A 17,546-nucleotide genomic window follows, 5' to 3' on the forward strand; every position below is an offset into this window, starting at 1 on the left:
TGATAAGGGAGATGGGGGGGCTACCATGTATACACAAATCACTTCACCTCTCCCCAAACCCTTCTCCGACACGGAGAGGGATTTGAATCAGAGCTCCTCTTCCCTTCAAGGGAAGGGGCTGGGGGTCAGGTCTGAGAGGCTTCCAGCGGAAACAAATCACTGATGTATACACAGTAGGATATCTGCCACCTGCCCGCGTGAGAAATGAGTGAAGTCGTGGGCAATATAGGGGGGAGATACCCCAAAAATTTCGAGGGTTTACCCAGTGGGGTGTCAGATGGAAAAACCGATATACTTACCTGAGACAGAGTGCATCCTGAATTTGCCAAAACATGATTGGGTGGGGCAGTTTTTACCAGTGTGTGCTCCCAAACTGTTTGAAAGCCCCCCCAGTAAGGAATTCGGATGCTTCCGGCAAACCCCTCTTTGACCGGGAGTTTCTATGACAACACCTTTAGGGAATGGATCCCTGCCTCAAAGCCTGAAAGGACAGCGGGTCCTGGCGGCGATCGTCTTCACCGATGGGGTCAGCTTTAGCGCCCGGATGGCCGTGGACGAGGAAAATACGCTGCGAATCCTGCAACGCGATCTGGAGTTGATGGCGCGTCTCTGCGAGGAGTTTGAGGGGCAGGTCCTCAAAACCACGGGCGATGGCCTGATGATGTACTTCACCAGCGCGGTGCAGGCCGTTGAGTGTGCGGTAGAAATTCAGCGGGCGATCGCCCAGGCTGCTGCCAACCTTCCGCCTCAGGAGGTGATGGCCTATCGTCTTGGCATCCACCTGGGGGATGTTTTCTTCAGTGAGACAGACGTGATGGGCAGTGGGGTTAATATTGCTGCCCGTCTACAAACGAAAGCTGACCCCGGTGGTATCTGCATTTCCCAAACTGTCTATGATGTCGTCAAAAATCAGCTAGACCTGAAGGCCACTTACCTGGGACCCCAGGAACTCAAAAACATTCGCGATCCCGTTCCGGTTTACCAAATCCTGGAAGGTACTCCAATTCAATCCTCTGGCCTGCTTCCGGCAAAACCCTCCAGGGCTGCTGTTACTTCAGAGCTACCCTCGCCCTACAAAGGACTGAAGAAATTTGAAATCGAAGACAAAGACCGGTTTTTTGGGCGCGATCAGTTTGTTGCCAGCCTGGTGAATGAACTGGAACAAAATTCCCTCATCCTGCTATTGGGAGCGTCTGGTAGCGGCAAGTCATCCGTTGTGCGGGCGGGAGTCATTCCCCGACTGCTGGAGAAGTGGGGGAATCGGCTGGTTAATCTGGTATTTACCCCCGATGAGAACCCGTTTGAATCTCTCTACGCCAGTCTGCTCAGCCGTTACAAACAATCCGATGCCAAGCTTGTGCGGCAGGGCAAACCCGATAGTTTAATGCAGGCTATGAAGGTGCTGAAGCAGCCAGGGGAATACTGGCTCATCTTCATTGACCAGTTTGAGGAATTGTTTACCATTACGCCAGTTGAAACCCGTTACCGCTTTATTGAAAGCCTGACCCAACTGGTCAAACTGCACGATAACACGGTCAAACTCGTCCTGACGATGCGGGCAGATTTTCTCGATAAGTTCAGCGCCTACCCGGCTTTGGGCAAACTAACCCAACGACAAATCCGCCTCATGACCGATATGCAGCGGGATGAACTGTGGCTGGCCATTAAACAACCCGCTGCCCGGTTGGGGGTGATGTTTGAAAGCGGTTTGATTGAGGAGATTTTGCGGGATGTGCAGGGACAGGCGGGCTACTTACCCCTGTTACAATACACCCTCGATTTGCTATGGGAAAGCGAACGCCGCAACGGGAATTTGCAAGATCATACCCTGCACGCGAGAACCTACCGGGAGTTGGGTGGGGTGCGGGGTGCTTTGCAAAAGCGGGTTGATCAGCTTTATGAAGAAATGCCGGAGGCGAAACAAGCAGCCATCAAACAAATTTTTCTGCGCTTAGTGACGATCAATAGCTCTGAGGAAGCAGGGGGTGGAAAGGCGGTTAGCCGTCGAGCCTACCGCTCTGAATTCACAGGTGATCTGGTGAACAGCACGCTGGACGAGTTGATCGATCAAAACCTGCTGGTCAGTAATGATAGCGATCGCCTCCAACCCACAGTGGAAATCGCCCACGAAGCTCTGCTTGACTCCTGGCAGGCATTGAAAGATTGGATTGCTGATGCCCACCAGGTAATTGCGATCAAACATCGGCTGGCGGAGGATGTAACCCGCTGGCAAACCCTCCAGCGAACCGATACCGCCAAAGCCGACGAAGAACTCTGGAGCGGTTCCAAGCTAGAAGCGGTGTTGGAACTGCGTAAAGAGAAGGCATTTGACCTGATGCTGGGTGGTTTAAACCCGGATGAAAATCGTTTTATCGATGCCAGTATGCGACGCCGCGATCGCCAGCGACGCCGAACCATCACTGGGCTGGTGGGCTTTTCTGCGATCGCCCTTTCCCTCGCAGTTCTCGCCTTATGGCAATCCTATCGGGCAGAAAACCAGCGCCGACAAGCTCTAGACGGACAGATCAACACCCTCAGCCTTTCCTCCTCAGTGTTGCTATCCTCCGACCAGGAACTGAATGCACTCCTGGAAGCCCTGAGAGCTGTACGGGAACTGAAGGCAGCCCCCTGGGCCGACAGTGACACTCAAAACCAGGTTAGAATGGCATTGCAACAGGCTGTCTATGGAGTGAGGGAGCAAAATCAACTGACGGGGCACCTCAAACCCATTAACAGCGTTAGTTTTAGCCCGGATGGAAAACTTCTGGCCTCTGCCAGTGATGATGGCACCGTCCGATTGTGGAGTGCTGACGGGCGATCGCTCAAAACTCTAGGGGGGCATCGCGATCGCATCTATAGCACCGCCTTCAGCCCCGATGTTACCTTCCTTGCCACTGCCGGCGCAGACAAAACCATTCAACTCTGGAAGCGGGATGGCAATGGTGAATTTCAACTCTACAAAACCTTTAAAGGGCACGCCGCTCCAGTTTACCGGGTCAGCTTTAGTCCTAATGGTAAACTGCTCGCTTCTGCCAGTGGCGATCGCACAATCAGGGTTTGGGCGATCAATGGACGCCCACTGAAGATCCTCAAAGGACATACCGATGATGTTTGGGGCGTGAGCTTCAGTCCCAACGGTCAGATGCTCGCTTCCGCCAGTGATGATAAGACTGTGCGTTTGTGGGCAATCAATGGTCGGCAGTTAAAAGTCCTCAAGGGTCATACCAGCGATGCCAACAGCGTTAGCTTTAGTCCCGATGGTAAACTGCTTGCCTCTGCCAGCAGCGATCGCACCATCCGATTGTGGAATCTCAACGGTCAACTCGTCCGATCCCTCAAAGGCCACGTCGATTTTGTCAATGATGTTCGCTTTAGTCCCAATGGTAAACAACTAGCCTCCGCCGGTTGGGATAACACAATCAAACTGTGGTCGCTGGACGGACAAGAACTCACCACCCTCAAAGGACATCGAGGCTACGTTTGGGGAATCAGCTATAGCCCCGATGGCAAAACCCTGGCTTCTGCCAGTGGCGACACCACCATACGCCTCTGGTCCGTCAATGATGACCCGGAACTCGCCACTCTTAAAGGACACAGCGACGACATCAACCGGGTCAGCTTCAGTGCCGATGGCAAGCTGATTGCCTCCGCCAGTGCGGATAACACCGTTCGTATCTGGTCGATTGAGGGGCGTCAGCTCAAAATCCTCAAAGGGCATACCAGCCTGGTCAACAGTGTCAGCTTCAGTCCAGATAACAAATTGATCGCCTCCGCCAGTGCCGACAATACCATCAAGCTCTGGTCGATGGATGGCCGCGAGCTAAAAACTCTGCGGGGACATACCAGCTACGTCAACAGCGTTAGCTTCAGTCCAGACAGCAGGTTGCTTGTCTCTGCCGGTGCAGACAAAACAATCAAACTGTGGTCGATGGAGGGGTCAGAATTGAAAACCCTGAAAGGACACACCAGCTATGTCAACAGCGTCAGCTTTAGCCCCAATGGCAACCAAATCATCTCCGGTGGGGCAGACAATACCATTAAACTCTGGTCTGTTGAAGGGCAGGAGTTGAAAACATTCAATGGGCATGCGGGAGCCATTAACAGCGTCCGGTTCAGCCCTGATGGAAAGTTGATTGCTTCAGGCAGCGCAGATGGCACTGCCCGCCTATGGTCGGTTGAGGGGCAGGAAGTCGCCGTTCTCAACGGACATGCTAGCTATGTCAATGGCGTTGGCTTCAGCCCAGACAGCCAGCGAGTTGCTACTGCCAGTGCCGATAATACAGTCAAAATTTGGTCAGTTGATGGACAGGAACTCAAAACTCTTCTGGGTCATCGAGGTTCTGTCCAAAGTGTTAGCTTCAGCCCCGATGGAAAAAATATTGCCTCCTCCAGCGAGGATAAAACCGTCAAGCTCTGGAATGCCGAAACCCTGAACTTTGACACTCTGGTAACGAGAGGCTGCAACTGGATCCACAACTTTCTCACCAATAGTCCAGAAGTGAAAGAGAGTGACAAACACATTTGTGAAGGGCGTGATGATACATAACACCCTACAGAAATAACACTCTTAACACTCTACAGAAATAACACTCTGCAGAAAATAACTGCGGATCCACACCCTTAAATCTCGCTTTGCCTGAGTTTTGCTGTGCTGGGTGCAGTTCCTCAGAAACTCATAAAGCTTATCCTTGGGGATCGCAGGAAAAGTTGGGCTAACTTCCACTTCCTGGTATTGAGCTGCTTGGAGTTGATAAATCTTCAAGGTATTGCCGTTGTATAGCTATAGCCACCAAACTTTGTCCCCCCCTTAAACCCAATGTCCTAAGCAACCTGGCGACAGCTATAGATGCTCATCCAAACAACAGATGCTCATCCAAACAACTGGTGGAAAACTGCTGCCATGAAGCACTGGCTATCCTTACCTCTTGAGGTCTACCCAAATAGACATTTAGGATAATGCCTGAATCATAATGATTTTTGATTAGTTAAGGATGGCGGCTAGCGCCGCTCATCCTTAACTTATTGGGTCCACCGTTAATACTGAGGTACGGAAGAATCAACTTCCTGACTCCATGCAGCGATACCACCTTTGACATTGATGCCTTCGATTCCGGCTTTCTCCTTCAAGATGCCGAGTGCCTTTGCCGATCGCCCGCCCATCTTGCAGTGGGCAATCAGCTTGTGCCCATTCAGCAACTCCTTCACTTTCTCAACTCCAGCGCCATTTTCAATGTCAGGTAGGGGCACCAGCACGGCTCCTGGAATCCTGGCGATCTCCCATTCATTGGGGTTGCGGACATCAATTAAAACGTAGTCATCCGCACCACTGTCTAACAACTGCTTGAGTTCCTGTACAGTGATTTCTTGCATACTGGCCTTCTCCTTCTCCTCCGCTGCTTTGGCTTGAGGAATGCCACAAAACTCCTCGTAGTCAATCAACTTATCGATTACTGGGCGTACTGGATTTGGGCGCAACTTCAGTTCCCGGAACGTCATATCCAAAGAGTTATAAAGTAGCAAACGTCCACTCAAGGTTTTGCCCACACCCAGGATAATCTTGACCGTCTCCGTTGCCTGAATTACGCCAATCACGCCGGGAAGAATCCCCAAAACTCCGCCTTCGGCACAGGAAGGTACCAGTCCGGGTGGTGGGGGTTCGGGGTAGAGGTCACGATAGTTGGGACCATCCTGGTAGTTGAAGACGGTTGCCTGCCCCTCAAACCGAAAGATGGAGCCGTAGACATTGGGCTTTCCTAGCATGACACAGGCATCGTTGACCAGGTAACGGGTAGGGAAGTTGTCAGTGCCATCCACAATTACGTCATAGTCTTTGAAAATGTCCAGAGCATTTTCTGAACTGAGGCGGGTTTCATACAGATCGACCTGACAGTAGGGGTTGATCTCCAGAATCCGGTCTTTGGCAGACTGAATTTTGGGTTTACCGACCCAGGAGGTACCGTGGATGACCTGCCGTTGCAGGTTGGAGCTATCCACCACATCAAAATCTACAATGCCGATGCGTCCGATCCCTGCCGCTGCCAGATACAGCAACAGGGGAGAGCCGAGCCCTCCTGTACCGACACAGAGCACACTGGCTGCTTTGAGTCGCTTCTGCCCATCCACTCCCACTTCAGGCAGGATCAGGTGACGCGAGTATCGTTCATAGTCATCTTTCGTGAGCTGAATTTCGTCAAGATTTGGATTTAGCATAAGAAATGAAGAGTGAGAATGACGGTGCAAAGGAGCTTTTCCTGAGCTGGGAAGCCGATTAAAAATCAATTTCAAGCATTAGGTATTAGCGACTCGCGTCGCATTCGGGGGCATTCGAGAGCGTGAAGGGTTTCAGATTGAAATTGATGATGGTCATCCAGTGCCCAGCTTTGAGCATTGATCACCTTCCCCTGCACCACCGAGACAATCAGATAGGAATACTGAGGCCAGGCCAGGCGGCGATCGCACTCCGACGGGATCGCCCAATGATCAGGGTGGGAATGGTAGATTCCAACAATTTCTAAACCTTGTTGTCGAGCCGCTTTCATCACTGCCAACATCTCCTGGGGAGCAATCCAGTAGCGGCGCGTTTTACTGGCTAGGAGCCCATCGCCCATTTCGTCAGCCACCTCCTGCGTCCAGGTATTTTCAGTCGTCCAAATCTCTGATACGACCCTTCCTGTTTCCGTTAGTCTGCCAATTAGCAAACCACAGCACTCATCAGGGTAAGTACGCTCAGCATGGTGGTTGATGGCATCTAAGTGCTTGCGGTTAAGAGTCAAAGACACAGGCAAGTAATGGAATGTCTGGTCAAGTCTTTTATTTTAGAACAGTTTAGAACAGGATGCCTATCGTAAGGGTAAATGACAGTAAAGTCATGTGAAAGAACGGGAACAGGCAGCCAGGTTTATACTTAATTTCCTGCCTTGCTGCGATTGCAGGAGCTGGAAACTTTAAGCGAACTGGCCAAAACAGCCAATACCAGAATTTATATCGGTTTAAACAATTTTGGCGGCAGATGCCTGAATGGAAGAAGCCAGAAGTAGGAGCCAGATTTATTCTGACTCCTGGCTTCTCAAATCCTTAGACCTGTCGCATTTAACAATCAAATTGCGATTACGTCAGCCTGGATTGGACCAGTTCAGCTGAGATGGATGGCGATCGCGATTAACTCAACTCGTTAGTATCTCCCCCGGATTTCCGCTTTGCTTCATAGAAGCGACAGGCAAGGTAGCCCATGCTGTAGATTAGGCCCGCATCTCCACTGACGCCTACCAGCGCTCCAAGAGCCGGAATAAATTCTACAAAGCTGAGCCCTGTTTTGAGTAAGCCTGAGCTTCCGGTTGATAAGCCCCAAAGAGCCAGCACTTCACCCCGACGAGTGGGGTCCGTAGGTGAAAAGCGGTAGATGGTCGCAATGCGGTAGAGCATTTCCGCTTGCAGGGCGGCGATCGCACCCAGATCGATCGCAAACAGTGTCACTGCTAGTGGAGGAACCACATTCGTCACCAGCCCGACTCCGGCTGCTTTCCAGGCTGTGTTTACCATGACTCGCTGAGCCAATTGTTCATCAGTGTCGAGGGGATACTTCAGCCGCAACTCGTTTACATCCCGCTCAACGGCTGCCACATCTACCTGACCCAGTGCCGCCGCCAGCCAGTTAATTACCGGCACCTTCGTAGCAAACTGAACAAGCGGATTTTCGGCAATAGGAGAGACGACCTTGCCAATGGTTTCGGTGCCCTGCTCAACAAACTCGTAAAGGTTTGCGCCAATCACCTTTCCCGCAGCATCGGCTGTATTCCTGACCCTGTCTGCAATTTCTTGGGAAGCTTTGATGGTGTCAGCGATCGCCCCATTAATTGAATTCAACCAGTCGTCTCCGTTATAACTAGCCATGTTGATGGAACTCGTCTTTGAGTGGAAGTGGACTACCTCTACTGTAAGAAAATGAGCACCCAATCACTTCTACCAACTGGTAGTAGAAACCGTCCATCTCCATAGAAAGGCTATCCATTCTGAGTGGGGAATGGGAATGAAAACAGCAGAACCAATGAAACCTGATCCTCCGAAACACCCATCATCCAACCCACAGATCAAAGGTAAAGAGCGTAGCTAGCATTCCCATCAATACAATGCTGCCAAGTGTCCAGGCCCGGTCAAAGGCAGGGTTTTCTCCCCATTGGCCCAACAGAAGAAAGACCGATGGAACGACCAGGACATAACGGTGCATCCCCTGAGCCACGCCACAGGTCATGGAAATGGCGATGACCACCAGACCATAGGTAGCAATGCCAGGATAGCGGCGCAGGGTAAAGACACAGGCGATGAGTCCGAGTGCGATCGCCCCAAACTCAATCATGAAATACACCATCGTTTGTGAATTGCTACCAAACAGAGCCAGAAACCCATCTCGCCAGGCAACCCAGGCTCGACTTAAGGCAAAAGGTTCACACTTGAAATACTGCCTTTCGACAATATCAAAGGCCCCTCCCCAAAAGGACTGCTTCCAGACCAGGTAGGTCAGCAATGGAGCTGTGACCAGTAAGCCCTGACGAACTCGTTTCCAGTGAAACCGAACGGAATCCTCCATCATTTCTTGAACCCAGGCCAGCGCCAGGGGAATGACGAGCGCAACGCCAACAGACCGGGTCAGGGTTGCGATCGCCGCCAGTAAAGCTGCCACTAACCAGCGTTTTCGATTCAGAAATGCCAGGCAACCCCAGGAAAGCCCAACAAAGAGTCCTTCTGTATAGACTTGGGCCAGCACAAAGCCTGTCGGAAATGCAATCAGATAAAAAGCGGCGCGAATGCCCCCCACTTTTGAAAGCTCCTGTTGTGCCAGGTTATGCAGAGCCAGCATGGCACCCAGAGTACCCGTGATGGAGATGATCACACCTGCTAGAGTGGCCGTGGCGATCGCTCCCAACCCCAATCCGCTTAAAGGAAAAGACAGCAGCCGAATCAACGCCGGATACACCGGAAAAAAGGCATAGTTCAGCGATAACGGGCGATTGAAAGGCCGTGACGCATCGACCTAGGGAGAGACTGTCCGCATCGTTGGGTCATCATAGCCGCGCAGCGCAATCGACAGATAAAACTCAGAATCCCAGGCAACGTGGGAATTGAGGAAGGGATCTTGCAGATAGGGGCGATCTCCCCAATAGCCGCTGGTATCCCTTGCAGTCCAGGGCAGTACGGTATCTGGTTTCTGGATTGACAACCGGGCTGAGATCGCGGCCTGATAGCCCAATAGAATCAGAACCCAGGCCAGCCAAATGACCACCAGAGTCCGAATTGAAGAACGTTGTAACATCCCGCACCATGACCCCTGACACCTATTGTAAAAGTAAGGTTGTAGTGCCCAAATCGTAATGCTTTTTAAGTGGTTAATGATGGCGCTAGTGCTGCTCACCATTACCTTGTTAGGTTCATAAAGTAAGGCTATTATGCTCGAACTGTTCACTCTGCATTGCCAGTGTTAATTCAGTCACTCTCAGACACGGCCCTTGCCGTCGCCTACGCTCGTGCCCTGGAAAGTGATCGCCCCGATGCACTGTTCAACGATCCTTTTGCGCGGGTGCTGGCAGGGGAGCGGGGAAAAGCGATTTATCAGCAAATCCAGGGCGATCGCTCGATTGGCTGGTTCATTTCTGCACGCACTGTTGTACTGGATGAGTTGATCCGGCAAGAAGTTCAGCAAAACGGCGTTGATACCATCCTCAATCTGGCAGCGGGTCTTGACACACGCCCTTACCGCATGGCACTACCCAGCGATTTGCAATGGATTGAGGTGGATTTGCCACCCATCTTTGCCTATAAACAAGAAAAATTATTGGATGCCCAATCTGTTTGCCAGTTAGAGCGAGTTTCAATTGATCTGACGAATCGGCAACAGCGCTACAATCTCCTTTCCCAGGTGAATGCGGCTGCCAAAAGGGTACTGGTCATTACAGAAGGCTTCCTGGTTTATCTGCCACCCGCTCAGGTGTCATTGCTTGCAGGAGACCTGGCCTCCCAACCAACCGTTACCGCATGGTTGAGCGATTTTGTCTCCCCCCTATCAGTGAAAATTGCGCAGTTACGCATGAGCCGGGAAGCCATCGCCGCCGATGTTCAGCTCCAGTTTGCGCCAAACAATATCAACCAGTTTTTTGAACACTATGGCTGGCAGGTAAAAGCGGCGCGATCGCTCTGGCACGAAGCCCATCGCCTCAAGCGAGAAGTGTTTTTTGGCAAACTTGCCCGCAGACTGTCTCCTTTCAAAATCCAGGTAGCGCTTCTACACCGATCGCTCCCACTATCTTCAGCTGAGGGCTGCCACTGCCGATCTCAGCCGTTATCGAGCAAAAATGACGGATAACACCCCAGATTTCCAGAATTAACCATCATATCTGAATAATTAACATCCCCCATTCCCGGACTTAACCTAAAAATTTTTTAATTCCTTAAAAGTAAATATCATAGCGGTAGTCATTTATGGTTAGGACGGGGTGCAGGGGTGGAACCCCTGGCTGGGGGCGAAGCCCCCACTCCCTCTCTAATTCCAATGTCCTAACGCACCTGCGTAGAGCTATACTTCCCTCACCCGATCAGGGGCAGTTTTATTCTTCAAATCTCATTAAAATCAGAACGGTCTTCAAAATCGATGGAATCGTGTTTCTTAACGATGTAATCAGCGAATAATGCTAATCTCTCGTAAGAGGCTTCTTCATGGATGTTGATCGCGCTCTGATACTGGTGGATGTACTACTTCAAGGGCAGAAGCTCAAAGATATTCAGGAGCAGGTTTTTCGTTACTCCTGAAGTGGATGGACATATCCAGAAATTGCTGAACAGATTGGTTACGACACGGGGCATACACGCGATGTGGGATCAAAGCTCTGGCAGCAAATTAGTCAAGCCGTTGGAGAACAAGTTACTAAGAAAAATTTGCAAACGGTGCTACGTCGCCAGTTGCAGCAAAACCTGGATGGTTGTGAATCCAGCACTTTAATCCAGGTTGATCTACCCAGGCAGGCCACACCACAAGAAGCATGGCGATCGCCTTCAGTGGAAGGTCGGCAGTATTGGGAAGAAGCGATAGATGTTTCAGTGTTTTATGGTCGCACCACAGAATTGTCGTTGCTAGAGCAATGGATCTTGCAGGATAGGTGCCGCATAGTCACTGTGTTAGGCATGGGCGGCATGGGCAAAACAACATTAGTGACTCGACTGGCGCACATATTGCAACATCAATTCGATATTCTTATCTAGCAGTCACTCCGGAATGCACCTGCTCTTGAAAATATCCTATCTCAATGGATTCAACTATTACTAGGCTCCTCTACGATCTCAACTGCGATCAAGACTCAAATAGATATGGTTATGGCAGGGTTACGATCGCACCGTTGCCTGCTCATTCTAGATAATCTTGACACTATTTTAAGCAATCAGACTGGGTATTATCGAGAAGGGTATGAGGCATACGGAGAGTTATTACGTCGCATTGGAGTTGAGCAACACTCTAGCCATCTGCTTATCACCAGTCGAGAACATCCCAAATCACTGGCAACATTAGAGGGTGAGGCTCTACCCATTCGGAGCTTACGTCTGGCTGGACTGGAGGTAATCGACATTCAAGTGATTGGCCAAACGAGTGGTTGTGTTGCAGAGACGGAGCAAGAATGGCAGACGTTAACAAGGCAGTATTCTGGTAATCCTCTGGCAATTAAAATTATTTCTACTGTCGTGCGAAATTTATTCGATGGGAAGTTAACTCACTTCTTGCAACAGGGTGCAATCTCGTTTGGCGATATCCGCCTACTTCTGGATGAGCATTTTCAGCGTCTGTCAATACTCGAACAACACATCCTCATACTGGCTTGCCATCAGCCGAGAGTGGGTATCGTTAAGTCAATTACGCGCCGCTCTAGTCCCATTTCCCTTGCAGAGCACACTGTTAGAAGCTCTACTTTCCCTTTGGCAGCGATCGCTGATTGAACAACATGCTGGGCGTTTTACCCTGCAACCTGTCGTGATGGAATATGTCACCGAACAATTCCTTGATCGCGTCTTCACTGAAATCAAAAATTGGCACTTAGAACGAGAGAATGGCTATTCTGGTCAATCGAATCACCCACTTTTCTCCACTCATGCACTCATTCAAGCTCAAACTGAGGACTATTTACGGGAGAGCCAGATTCGAGTCTTGCTTGCACCGCTGACAACTCGACTCAAACATCATTTTCTCTCACCTCAGAATTTGGAACAGCATTTGCAACGAGTGCTGTCGAAGCTGCGCCAGCAATCTCTCGCGATTGGTTATGCGGCTGGCAATCTCATCAATCTGTTACATCAATTGGGTGTGAGTTTGAAGGGGTATGATTTTTCCCATCTCCCAATCCGGCAAGCCTGTCTGCAACATGCAGAGCTGCATCAAACTAATTTTACTAATGCTTAATTCTCTGAGTCCATGTTCACTGAAACATTGGCAATGCCATTGTCGCTTGCCTTTAGTTCTACAGGGGATCATCTCGCAAGTGGCGATCTAAACAGTGAAGTACGGCTCTGGCGCGTTGAGGATGGCGAAAATGTGTGGATTGGTAAAGGGCATGAGGGTTGGGTTTGGTCGATCGCCTTCAGTTCCGACGGCAAATGGTTGGCGAGTGGCAGTGAAGACCGCACTGTAAAACTGTGGGATCTAGAAGCTGGCTCTTGCTCCCGCACGCTAGAAGAGCACTCTAGCCCAATCTGGTGTGTGGCATTCAACTCAAATAGGCAATGGTTGACAAGCGGTAGTGAGGATTGGACGGTCAAACTGTGGAATGTCTACACGGGGCATTGTCTAAAGACTTTAAGGGGACATCAAAACTGGGTGCGATCGGTTGCCTTCAGTCCTTCTCTAACTAATGAACCTACAATTCTTGCTAGTGCTGGCGACGATAAAACTATTAAGTTATGGAATTTGCAGACGGGGCGATGTTACCGAACTCTCAATGGACATCAAGGTAACATCTGGGCGATTGCTTTCAGTCCCAATGGTCAATTCCTTGCTAGTGGCAGCAGTGATCAGAGTATCAGGCTATGGGATGTGAGAACGGGCGAATGTTTGCAAATTCTGCAAGGACACAGCAGTTGGGTGCGATCGCTTGCTTTTAGTGCCAATGGAGAAACTATCATCAGTAGTAGTGAAGATCGCACGATTCGTCTTTGGGATTGGCGCACAGGCAAGTGTCATCAAATTCTCTCTGGACATACCAGTTGGGTGCGATCAGTTGCCTGTCAGCCAACATTGCCACTAATTGCAAGTGGCAGCGGCGACCACAGGATCAAACTTTGGGATGAGAATGGACGTTGTTGCCGCACTTTGACTGGCTGCACGAATCGAGTTTGGGCGATCGCACCACTCTCACCCCGTCCTGCACCGGGTAGGATTGTCAGTGCTCACGATGATTACTCTGTTCGTCTTTGGAACCTGAAAACATCCCAATGTGAGCAGACCCTGCACGGGCATGGGAATACTGTCTGTTCAGTCGCGGTCAGCCCCACAACCCATCTTCTGGCAAGTGGTAGTGCCGATTGCACGATTAAATTTTGGAATGAACAGGGACGCTGTTTGGCAACGCTACGAGATCACGCGAGTCGAGTTTGGGCCGTGACATTCAGTCCTGATGGAGCGTGGCTTGCCAGCAGTAGTGATGACCAGACGGTTAGAGTGTGGCAGGTTGAGACTCGGCGCTGCTATCAGACTCTGAAAGGACATACGAGTTGGGTGTGTGCGGTTGCCTTTAGTCCCGTTCCATCTTCCAGAGCCGGATTGTTGCTTGCAAGTGGCGGTTATGACCAGCAGGTAAAGTTGTGGGATGGTATGACAGGCGAGTGTTTGCAGACATTAGAAGGGCACACCAACTGGGTTTGGACAGTGGCATTTACTCCCGATGGTCAAACGCTTGCCACTGGCAGTGGCGACCACACAATAAAACTCTGGGATGTCACGACCGGAGCTTGTTACCGCACTCTCACAGGTCATTCCAGTCGGATCTGGGCGATCGCCTTCAGTCCCGATGGGCAGTGGTTAGCCAGCGCCAGTACCGATCAAACGGTGAGACTTTGGAACGCTCAAACTGGAAACTGTTGCCAAGCTCTGCACGGACATACGAATGTCGTGACATCGGTTGCCTTCAGCTCAGATAAATGGGTCGTCAGCAGTAGTCAGGATGAGACCATTCGAGTCTGGGATGTGACTACAGGGCAGTGTTTACAAACGCTAAAAGTCGATCGCCCCTATGAAGGCATGAATATCACCGGGACCACTGGTCTCACAGACGCACAAAAAATGTCTCTCAGGATATTGGGTGCGATCAAGCATGATTAAGAACTGTGTAAAAATTGCAATCCTCAATGATATTCCCGGACGCCCATTGCTCAAACCAGAGGTATAGCAGTCGTCATTGTGGTCAGGACAGGGTGCAGGGTTGGAACCCCTGCACCCCGTTCCAATTTCAATAAGGATCGCTATAAGTAGGTAGTCATACCGGTTTAAACAATTTTGACGACAGATGCCTTAATGGAAGAAGCTAGAAGCCAGAAGTCAGATTTATTCTGGCTCCTGGCTTCTGGCTTCTCAAAATCCTTGATCTGTCGCATTTAACAATCAAATTGCTATCATAATTAAATTTGTGAAGGGGGGAGTGGGGGCTGCGCCCTCAGGTAAGGGGTTTCACCCCCTCCACCCCCGAAATTATCCTTAATTTAATTGCGCTTAGCTACTTAGGTCAAATTCAGTCATAATGAAACTCCAGTTTATGTTTGATTAAGCAAGTCTGATTTTGATACGAGACATTTTCTAGAGCGATTATGCTCGATATCGAGAGGAGTTTGTCTGTATATCCTCATCGACCACAATCAGGACGCTCTCTTGCTGGAATCGATTAATGTATTTCTGAACAATTTGGTTGATCGCGGCTTCATTTTTAACCGTGTCTTCAATGACGAAGCTAACTACCTTCGATTGCTCTTTCACTAACGTCCCTGCAGACTGGCTGGAACACTATCGCCAATTCTGGGAACACAGTTTCGATCGCCTGGACAAATATCTACAAGCGTTACAGACACAGGAATCGCAACAAGATAGCAAAGAATAATGCGATCGCATCGATTGTACAAGTCAATGCCATTGTTATCTCTTCTAATTTAGGTGAACGCTATGCAAAAAATCGTTCCTTGTTTGTGGTTTAACGGCGACGCAGAGGAAGCGGCGCAGTTCTATATTTCCCGATTCACGAATCGACCGTGTCTTAAAGTCCCCGGCTGACACACCGAGCGGGCCTGCCGGTATAGTGTTGACCGTCGAATTCACGCTGGCCGGGATGAAGTATATGGGGCTTAATGGCGGCCCGCAGTTTCCTTTCACTGAAGCTGTGTCGTTCCAGATCTACTGTGAAAATCAGTCTGAGGTTGATCGACTTTGGGCTGCCCTTGCCGACGGCGGATCAGAAGTCGCCTGCGGCTGGATTAAGGATCGTTGGGGGCTTTTCTGGCAGATTGTTCCGACTCGGATGATCGAATTACTCAATGATCGCGACACGGAACGCGCGCGACGAGTGCAGGAAGCAATGATGAAAATGGTAAAGATTGACATATCCGAGATTGAGCGAGCGGCAAACGGATGACCTTCACCAACTTATTGAGAACGCAAACTATGGAATAACAATGCACAACATCGTGCAACACCACACCGAACAGCATACGGGCGACGTCACGAATTGGCAGGGGCACTCGCCCGAACAGCTTAAAGCTATGAAGGACAACCTTGAGCGACTCAGGCAATATGGCTGCATGACATCGTGATTGGATTGTTCATCAATCGCTACGAGTTTGGGCGGGCTGTTTAACTTTATCGATCCCCATGTCTAGAACATTACCAGTGTTTTGATCGCCTCGAAATCTACCTGGCAGATACCATGACAGGAGGAACCCAATGAAAAAGATCTTTAGCAAGTTTGGAGGAAACTGTATGACTGATGCGCCAACCAGTGCGCTCTCACCCCTGAATCATCACCTGCCACCCTTTCCTGCACAAACAGCGCTACACTCAAGTTCAGCGTAAATTATCGTGTTTCCTCTATTTCCCATGTCTCGACGTATTCTTGATATTCTTCGCAATGGGCAACCCAATCAAACCGTGACCATTCAGGGTTGGGTTCGCACAAAACGCGAGCAGAAAGAATTCAGCTTTGTGGAAGTGAACGATGGTTCTTCCTTGGCCGGGTTGCAGGTTGTGGTAAATCAAACCGTGCCGGGATACGCGGAGGCCATCAAGCGGGTGAACACAGGCGCATCGGTAGAAATTTCAGGCACACTGGTTGAGTCTCCTGCAAAGGGTCAACGGATTGAGCTAAAGGCAGAATCCATCACAGTTTATGGAGAAGCTGATCCAGAAACCTATCCCCTGCAAAAGAAGCGTCACTCCTTTGAGTTTTTGCGAGAAATCGCCCATCTGCGATCGCGCACCAATACCTTAGGAGCTGTTTTTCGGGTTCGCAACGCCGCTGCTACTGCCATCCATCAGTTTTTTCAGGAACGGGGCTTCATCTGGGTACACACGCCGATTATCAGCGCCAGCGACTGTGAAGGGGCCGGGGAAATGTTTACGGTCACCAGCTTTGATCTGAACAATGTGCCGCTGACGGAAGACAAAACCGTGGATTATGGCAAAGACTTTTTTGGCAAACAGGCCTACCTGACCGTTAGTGGCCAACTGGAAGCCGAGATTATGGCCATGGCGTTCAGTAATGTCTATACCTTTGGCCCCACCTTCCGGGCAGAAAATTCCAACACCTCCCGCCACCTGGCAGAGTTTTGGATGGTGGAGCCAGAGATGGCCTTCTGTGACCTGGAAGGAGATATGGATCTGGCAGAAGCTTTCCTGAAGCACATCTTTAAGTACGTGCTGGAGCACTGCCCGGAAGATATGGACTTTTTTAACCAGCGGATCGACAATTCTGTGCTGGCAACGGCTGACAATATCATTAACAACGAATTTGCGCGGGTGACCTATACGGAGGCCATTACCATTCTGGAAAAATCGGGCAAAACGTTTGAATACCCGGTGGAATGGGGGGTAGACATGCAATCGGAACACGAGCGGTATCTGGCTGAGGAACACTTCAAGAAGCCTGTGATCGTGACGAATTACCCCGCCCAAATTAAAGCCTTTTACATGCGCCTGGATGATGGCGGCAAAACAGTTTCAGCAATGGACATTCTCGCTCCCAAGATTGGCGAGATTATTGGGGGCTCGCAACGGGAAGAGCGATTGGATGTTTTGGAGAAACGGATTCAGGATGTTGGGCTCGATTCCAGGCCCTACTGGTGGTATCTCGATTTACGCCGCTATGGTACGGTGCCCCATGCTGGTTTTGGGCTTGGGTTTGAGCGCCTGGTGCAGTTTATGACGGGGATGGGCAATATTCGGGATGTCATTCCGTTTCCACGGGCACCCCAGGAAGTGGAGTTTTAGAGCATTGGTTGAAGATAGACTTGAGGCCAGAAGCCAGGAGCTTAGAAGTTAG

Annotated in this window: 13 protein-coding genes and 1 pseudogene; 8 read left to right on the plus strand and 6 right to left on the minus strand. The window is 50.3% G+C overall.

The features are described 5' to 3' along the window. Positions 1-442 precede the first annotated feature (442 nt). Complete coding sequence (locus P4D80_RS05560; RefSeq protein WP_421657938.1) at positions 443-4,546, plus strand: eIF2A-related protein; 4,104 nt, start codon at positions 443-445, stop codon at positions 4,544-4,546. 488 nt (positions 4,547-5,034) lie between these two features. On the opposite strand, the gene moeB is transcribed toward P4D80_RS05560, so the two are convergent. From moeB to P4D80_RS05585, 5 genes are all read right to left on the minus strand, one after another. Continuing rightward, positions 5,035-6,210 (minus strand): molybdopterin-synthase adenylyltransferase MoeB, encoded by a 1,176-nt coding sequence (gene moeB / locus P4D80_RS05565; RefSeq protein WP_421657940.1) that lies wholly within the window; start codon positions 6,208-6,210, stop codon positions 5,035-5,037. Positions 6,211-6,281: 71 nt separating this feature from the next. Then, positions 6,282-6,779: a Mov34/MPN/PAD-1 family protein gene (locus P4D80_RS05570; RefSeq protein WP_421657941.1), complete on the minus strand. Its 498-nt coding sequence runs from the start codon at positions 6,777-6,779 to the stop codon at positions 6,282-6,284. A 379-nt stretch (positions 6,780-7,158) separates the two neighbouring features. Continuing rightward, on the minus strand, positions 7,159-7,890 hold the full coding sequence (locus P4D80_RS05575; RefSeq protein WP_421657943.1) for a hypothetical protein: 732 nt from the start codon (positions 7,888-7,890) through the stop codon (positions 7,159-7,161). A 181-nt stretch (positions 7,891-8,071) separates the two neighbouring features. After that, positions 8,072-8,971, minus strand: coding sequence for a hypothetical protein (locus P4D80_RS05580; RefSeq protein WP_421657944.1), 900 nt, complete (start codon positions 8,969-8,971; stop codon positions 8,072-8,074). Between the two features lie 57 nt (positions 8,972-9,028). Further along, positions 9,029-9,307: a hypothetical protein gene (locus P4D80_RS05585; RefSeq protein ID WP_421657945.1), complete on the minus strand. Its 279-nt coding sequence runs from the start codon at positions 9,305-9,307 to the stop codon at positions 9,029-9,031. 162 nt (positions 9,308-9,469) lie between these two features. Here P4D80_RS05585 and P4D80_RS05590 point away from each other — a divergent pair, with 162 nt between their 5' ends. From P4D80_RS05590 to P4D80_RS05610, 5 genes are all read left to right on the plus strand, one after another. Then, positions 9,470-10,354 (plus strand): class I SAM-dependent methyltransferase, encoded by an 885-nt coding sequence (locus tag P4D80_RS05590; protein WP_421657946.1) that lies wholly within the window; start codon positions 9,470-9,472, stop codon positions 10,352-10,354. A 506-nt stretch (positions 10,355-10,860) separates the two neighbouring features. Then, positions 10,861-11,247 carry an NB-ARC domain-containing protein gene (locus tag P4D80_RS05595; RefSeq protein WP_421657947.1) on the plus strand — a complete coding sequence of 129 codons (387 nt, stop codon included), beginning with the start codon at positions 10,861-10,863 and terminating at the stop codon, positions 11,245-11,247. 105 nt (positions 11,248-11,352) lie between these two features. Further along, complete coding sequence (locus P4D80_RS05600; RefSeq protein WP_421657948.1) at positions 11,353-11,973, plus strand: hypothetical protein; 621 nt, start codon at positions 11,353-11,355, stop codon at positions 11,971-11,973. After that, complete coding sequence (locus P4D80_RS05605) at positions 11,918-12,433, plus strand: hypothetical protein (protein WP_421657949.1); 516 nt, start codon at positions 11,918-11,920, stop codon at positions 12,431-12,433. The genes P4D80_RS05600 and P4D80_RS05605 overlap by 56 nt, the downstream gene beginning before the upstream one ends. Before the next feature lie 12 nt (positions 12,434-12,445). Further along, positions 12,446-14,347, plus strand: a complete 1,902-nt coding sequence (locus P4D80_RS05610) for a hypothetical protein (RefSeq protein ID WP_421657950.1) — start codon at positions 12,446-12,448, stop codon at positions 14,345-14,347. 480 nt (positions 14,348-14,827) lie between these two features. Here P4D80_RS05610 and P4D80_RS05615 read toward each other — a convergent pair. Continuing rightward, positions 14,828-14,998, minus strand: a pseudogene (locus P4D80_RS05615) (DUF3574 domain-containing protein); the annotation flags it as partial. Between the two features lie 241 nt (positions 14,999-15,239). Between P4D80_RS05615 and P4D80_RS05620 the strand changes: the two are divergent. Together P4D80_RS05620 and asnS are read left to right on the plus strand one after the other, a co-directional pair. Then, positions 15,240-15,644: a VOC family protein gene (locus P4D80_RS05620; RefSeq protein WP_421659490.1), complete on the plus strand. Its 405-nt coding sequence runs from the start codon at positions 15,240-15,242 to the stop codon at positions 15,642-15,644. A gap of 461 nt (positions 15,645-16,105) precedes the next feature. Further along, positions 16,106-17,494, plus strand: a complete 1,389-nt coding sequence (asnS, locus tag P4D80_RS05625) for an asparagine--tRNA ligase (protein ID WP_421657951.1) — start codon at positions 16,106-16,108, stop codon at positions 17,492-17,494. The last annotated feature ends 52 nt before the right edge of the window (positions 17,495-17,546 follow it).

The sequence above is a fragment of the Leptothermofonsia sp. ETS-13 genome, assembly GCF_049200465.1.
GTDB lineage: Bacteria > Cyanobacteriota > Cyanobacteriia > Leptolyngbyales > Leptolyngbyaceae > Leptothermofonsia.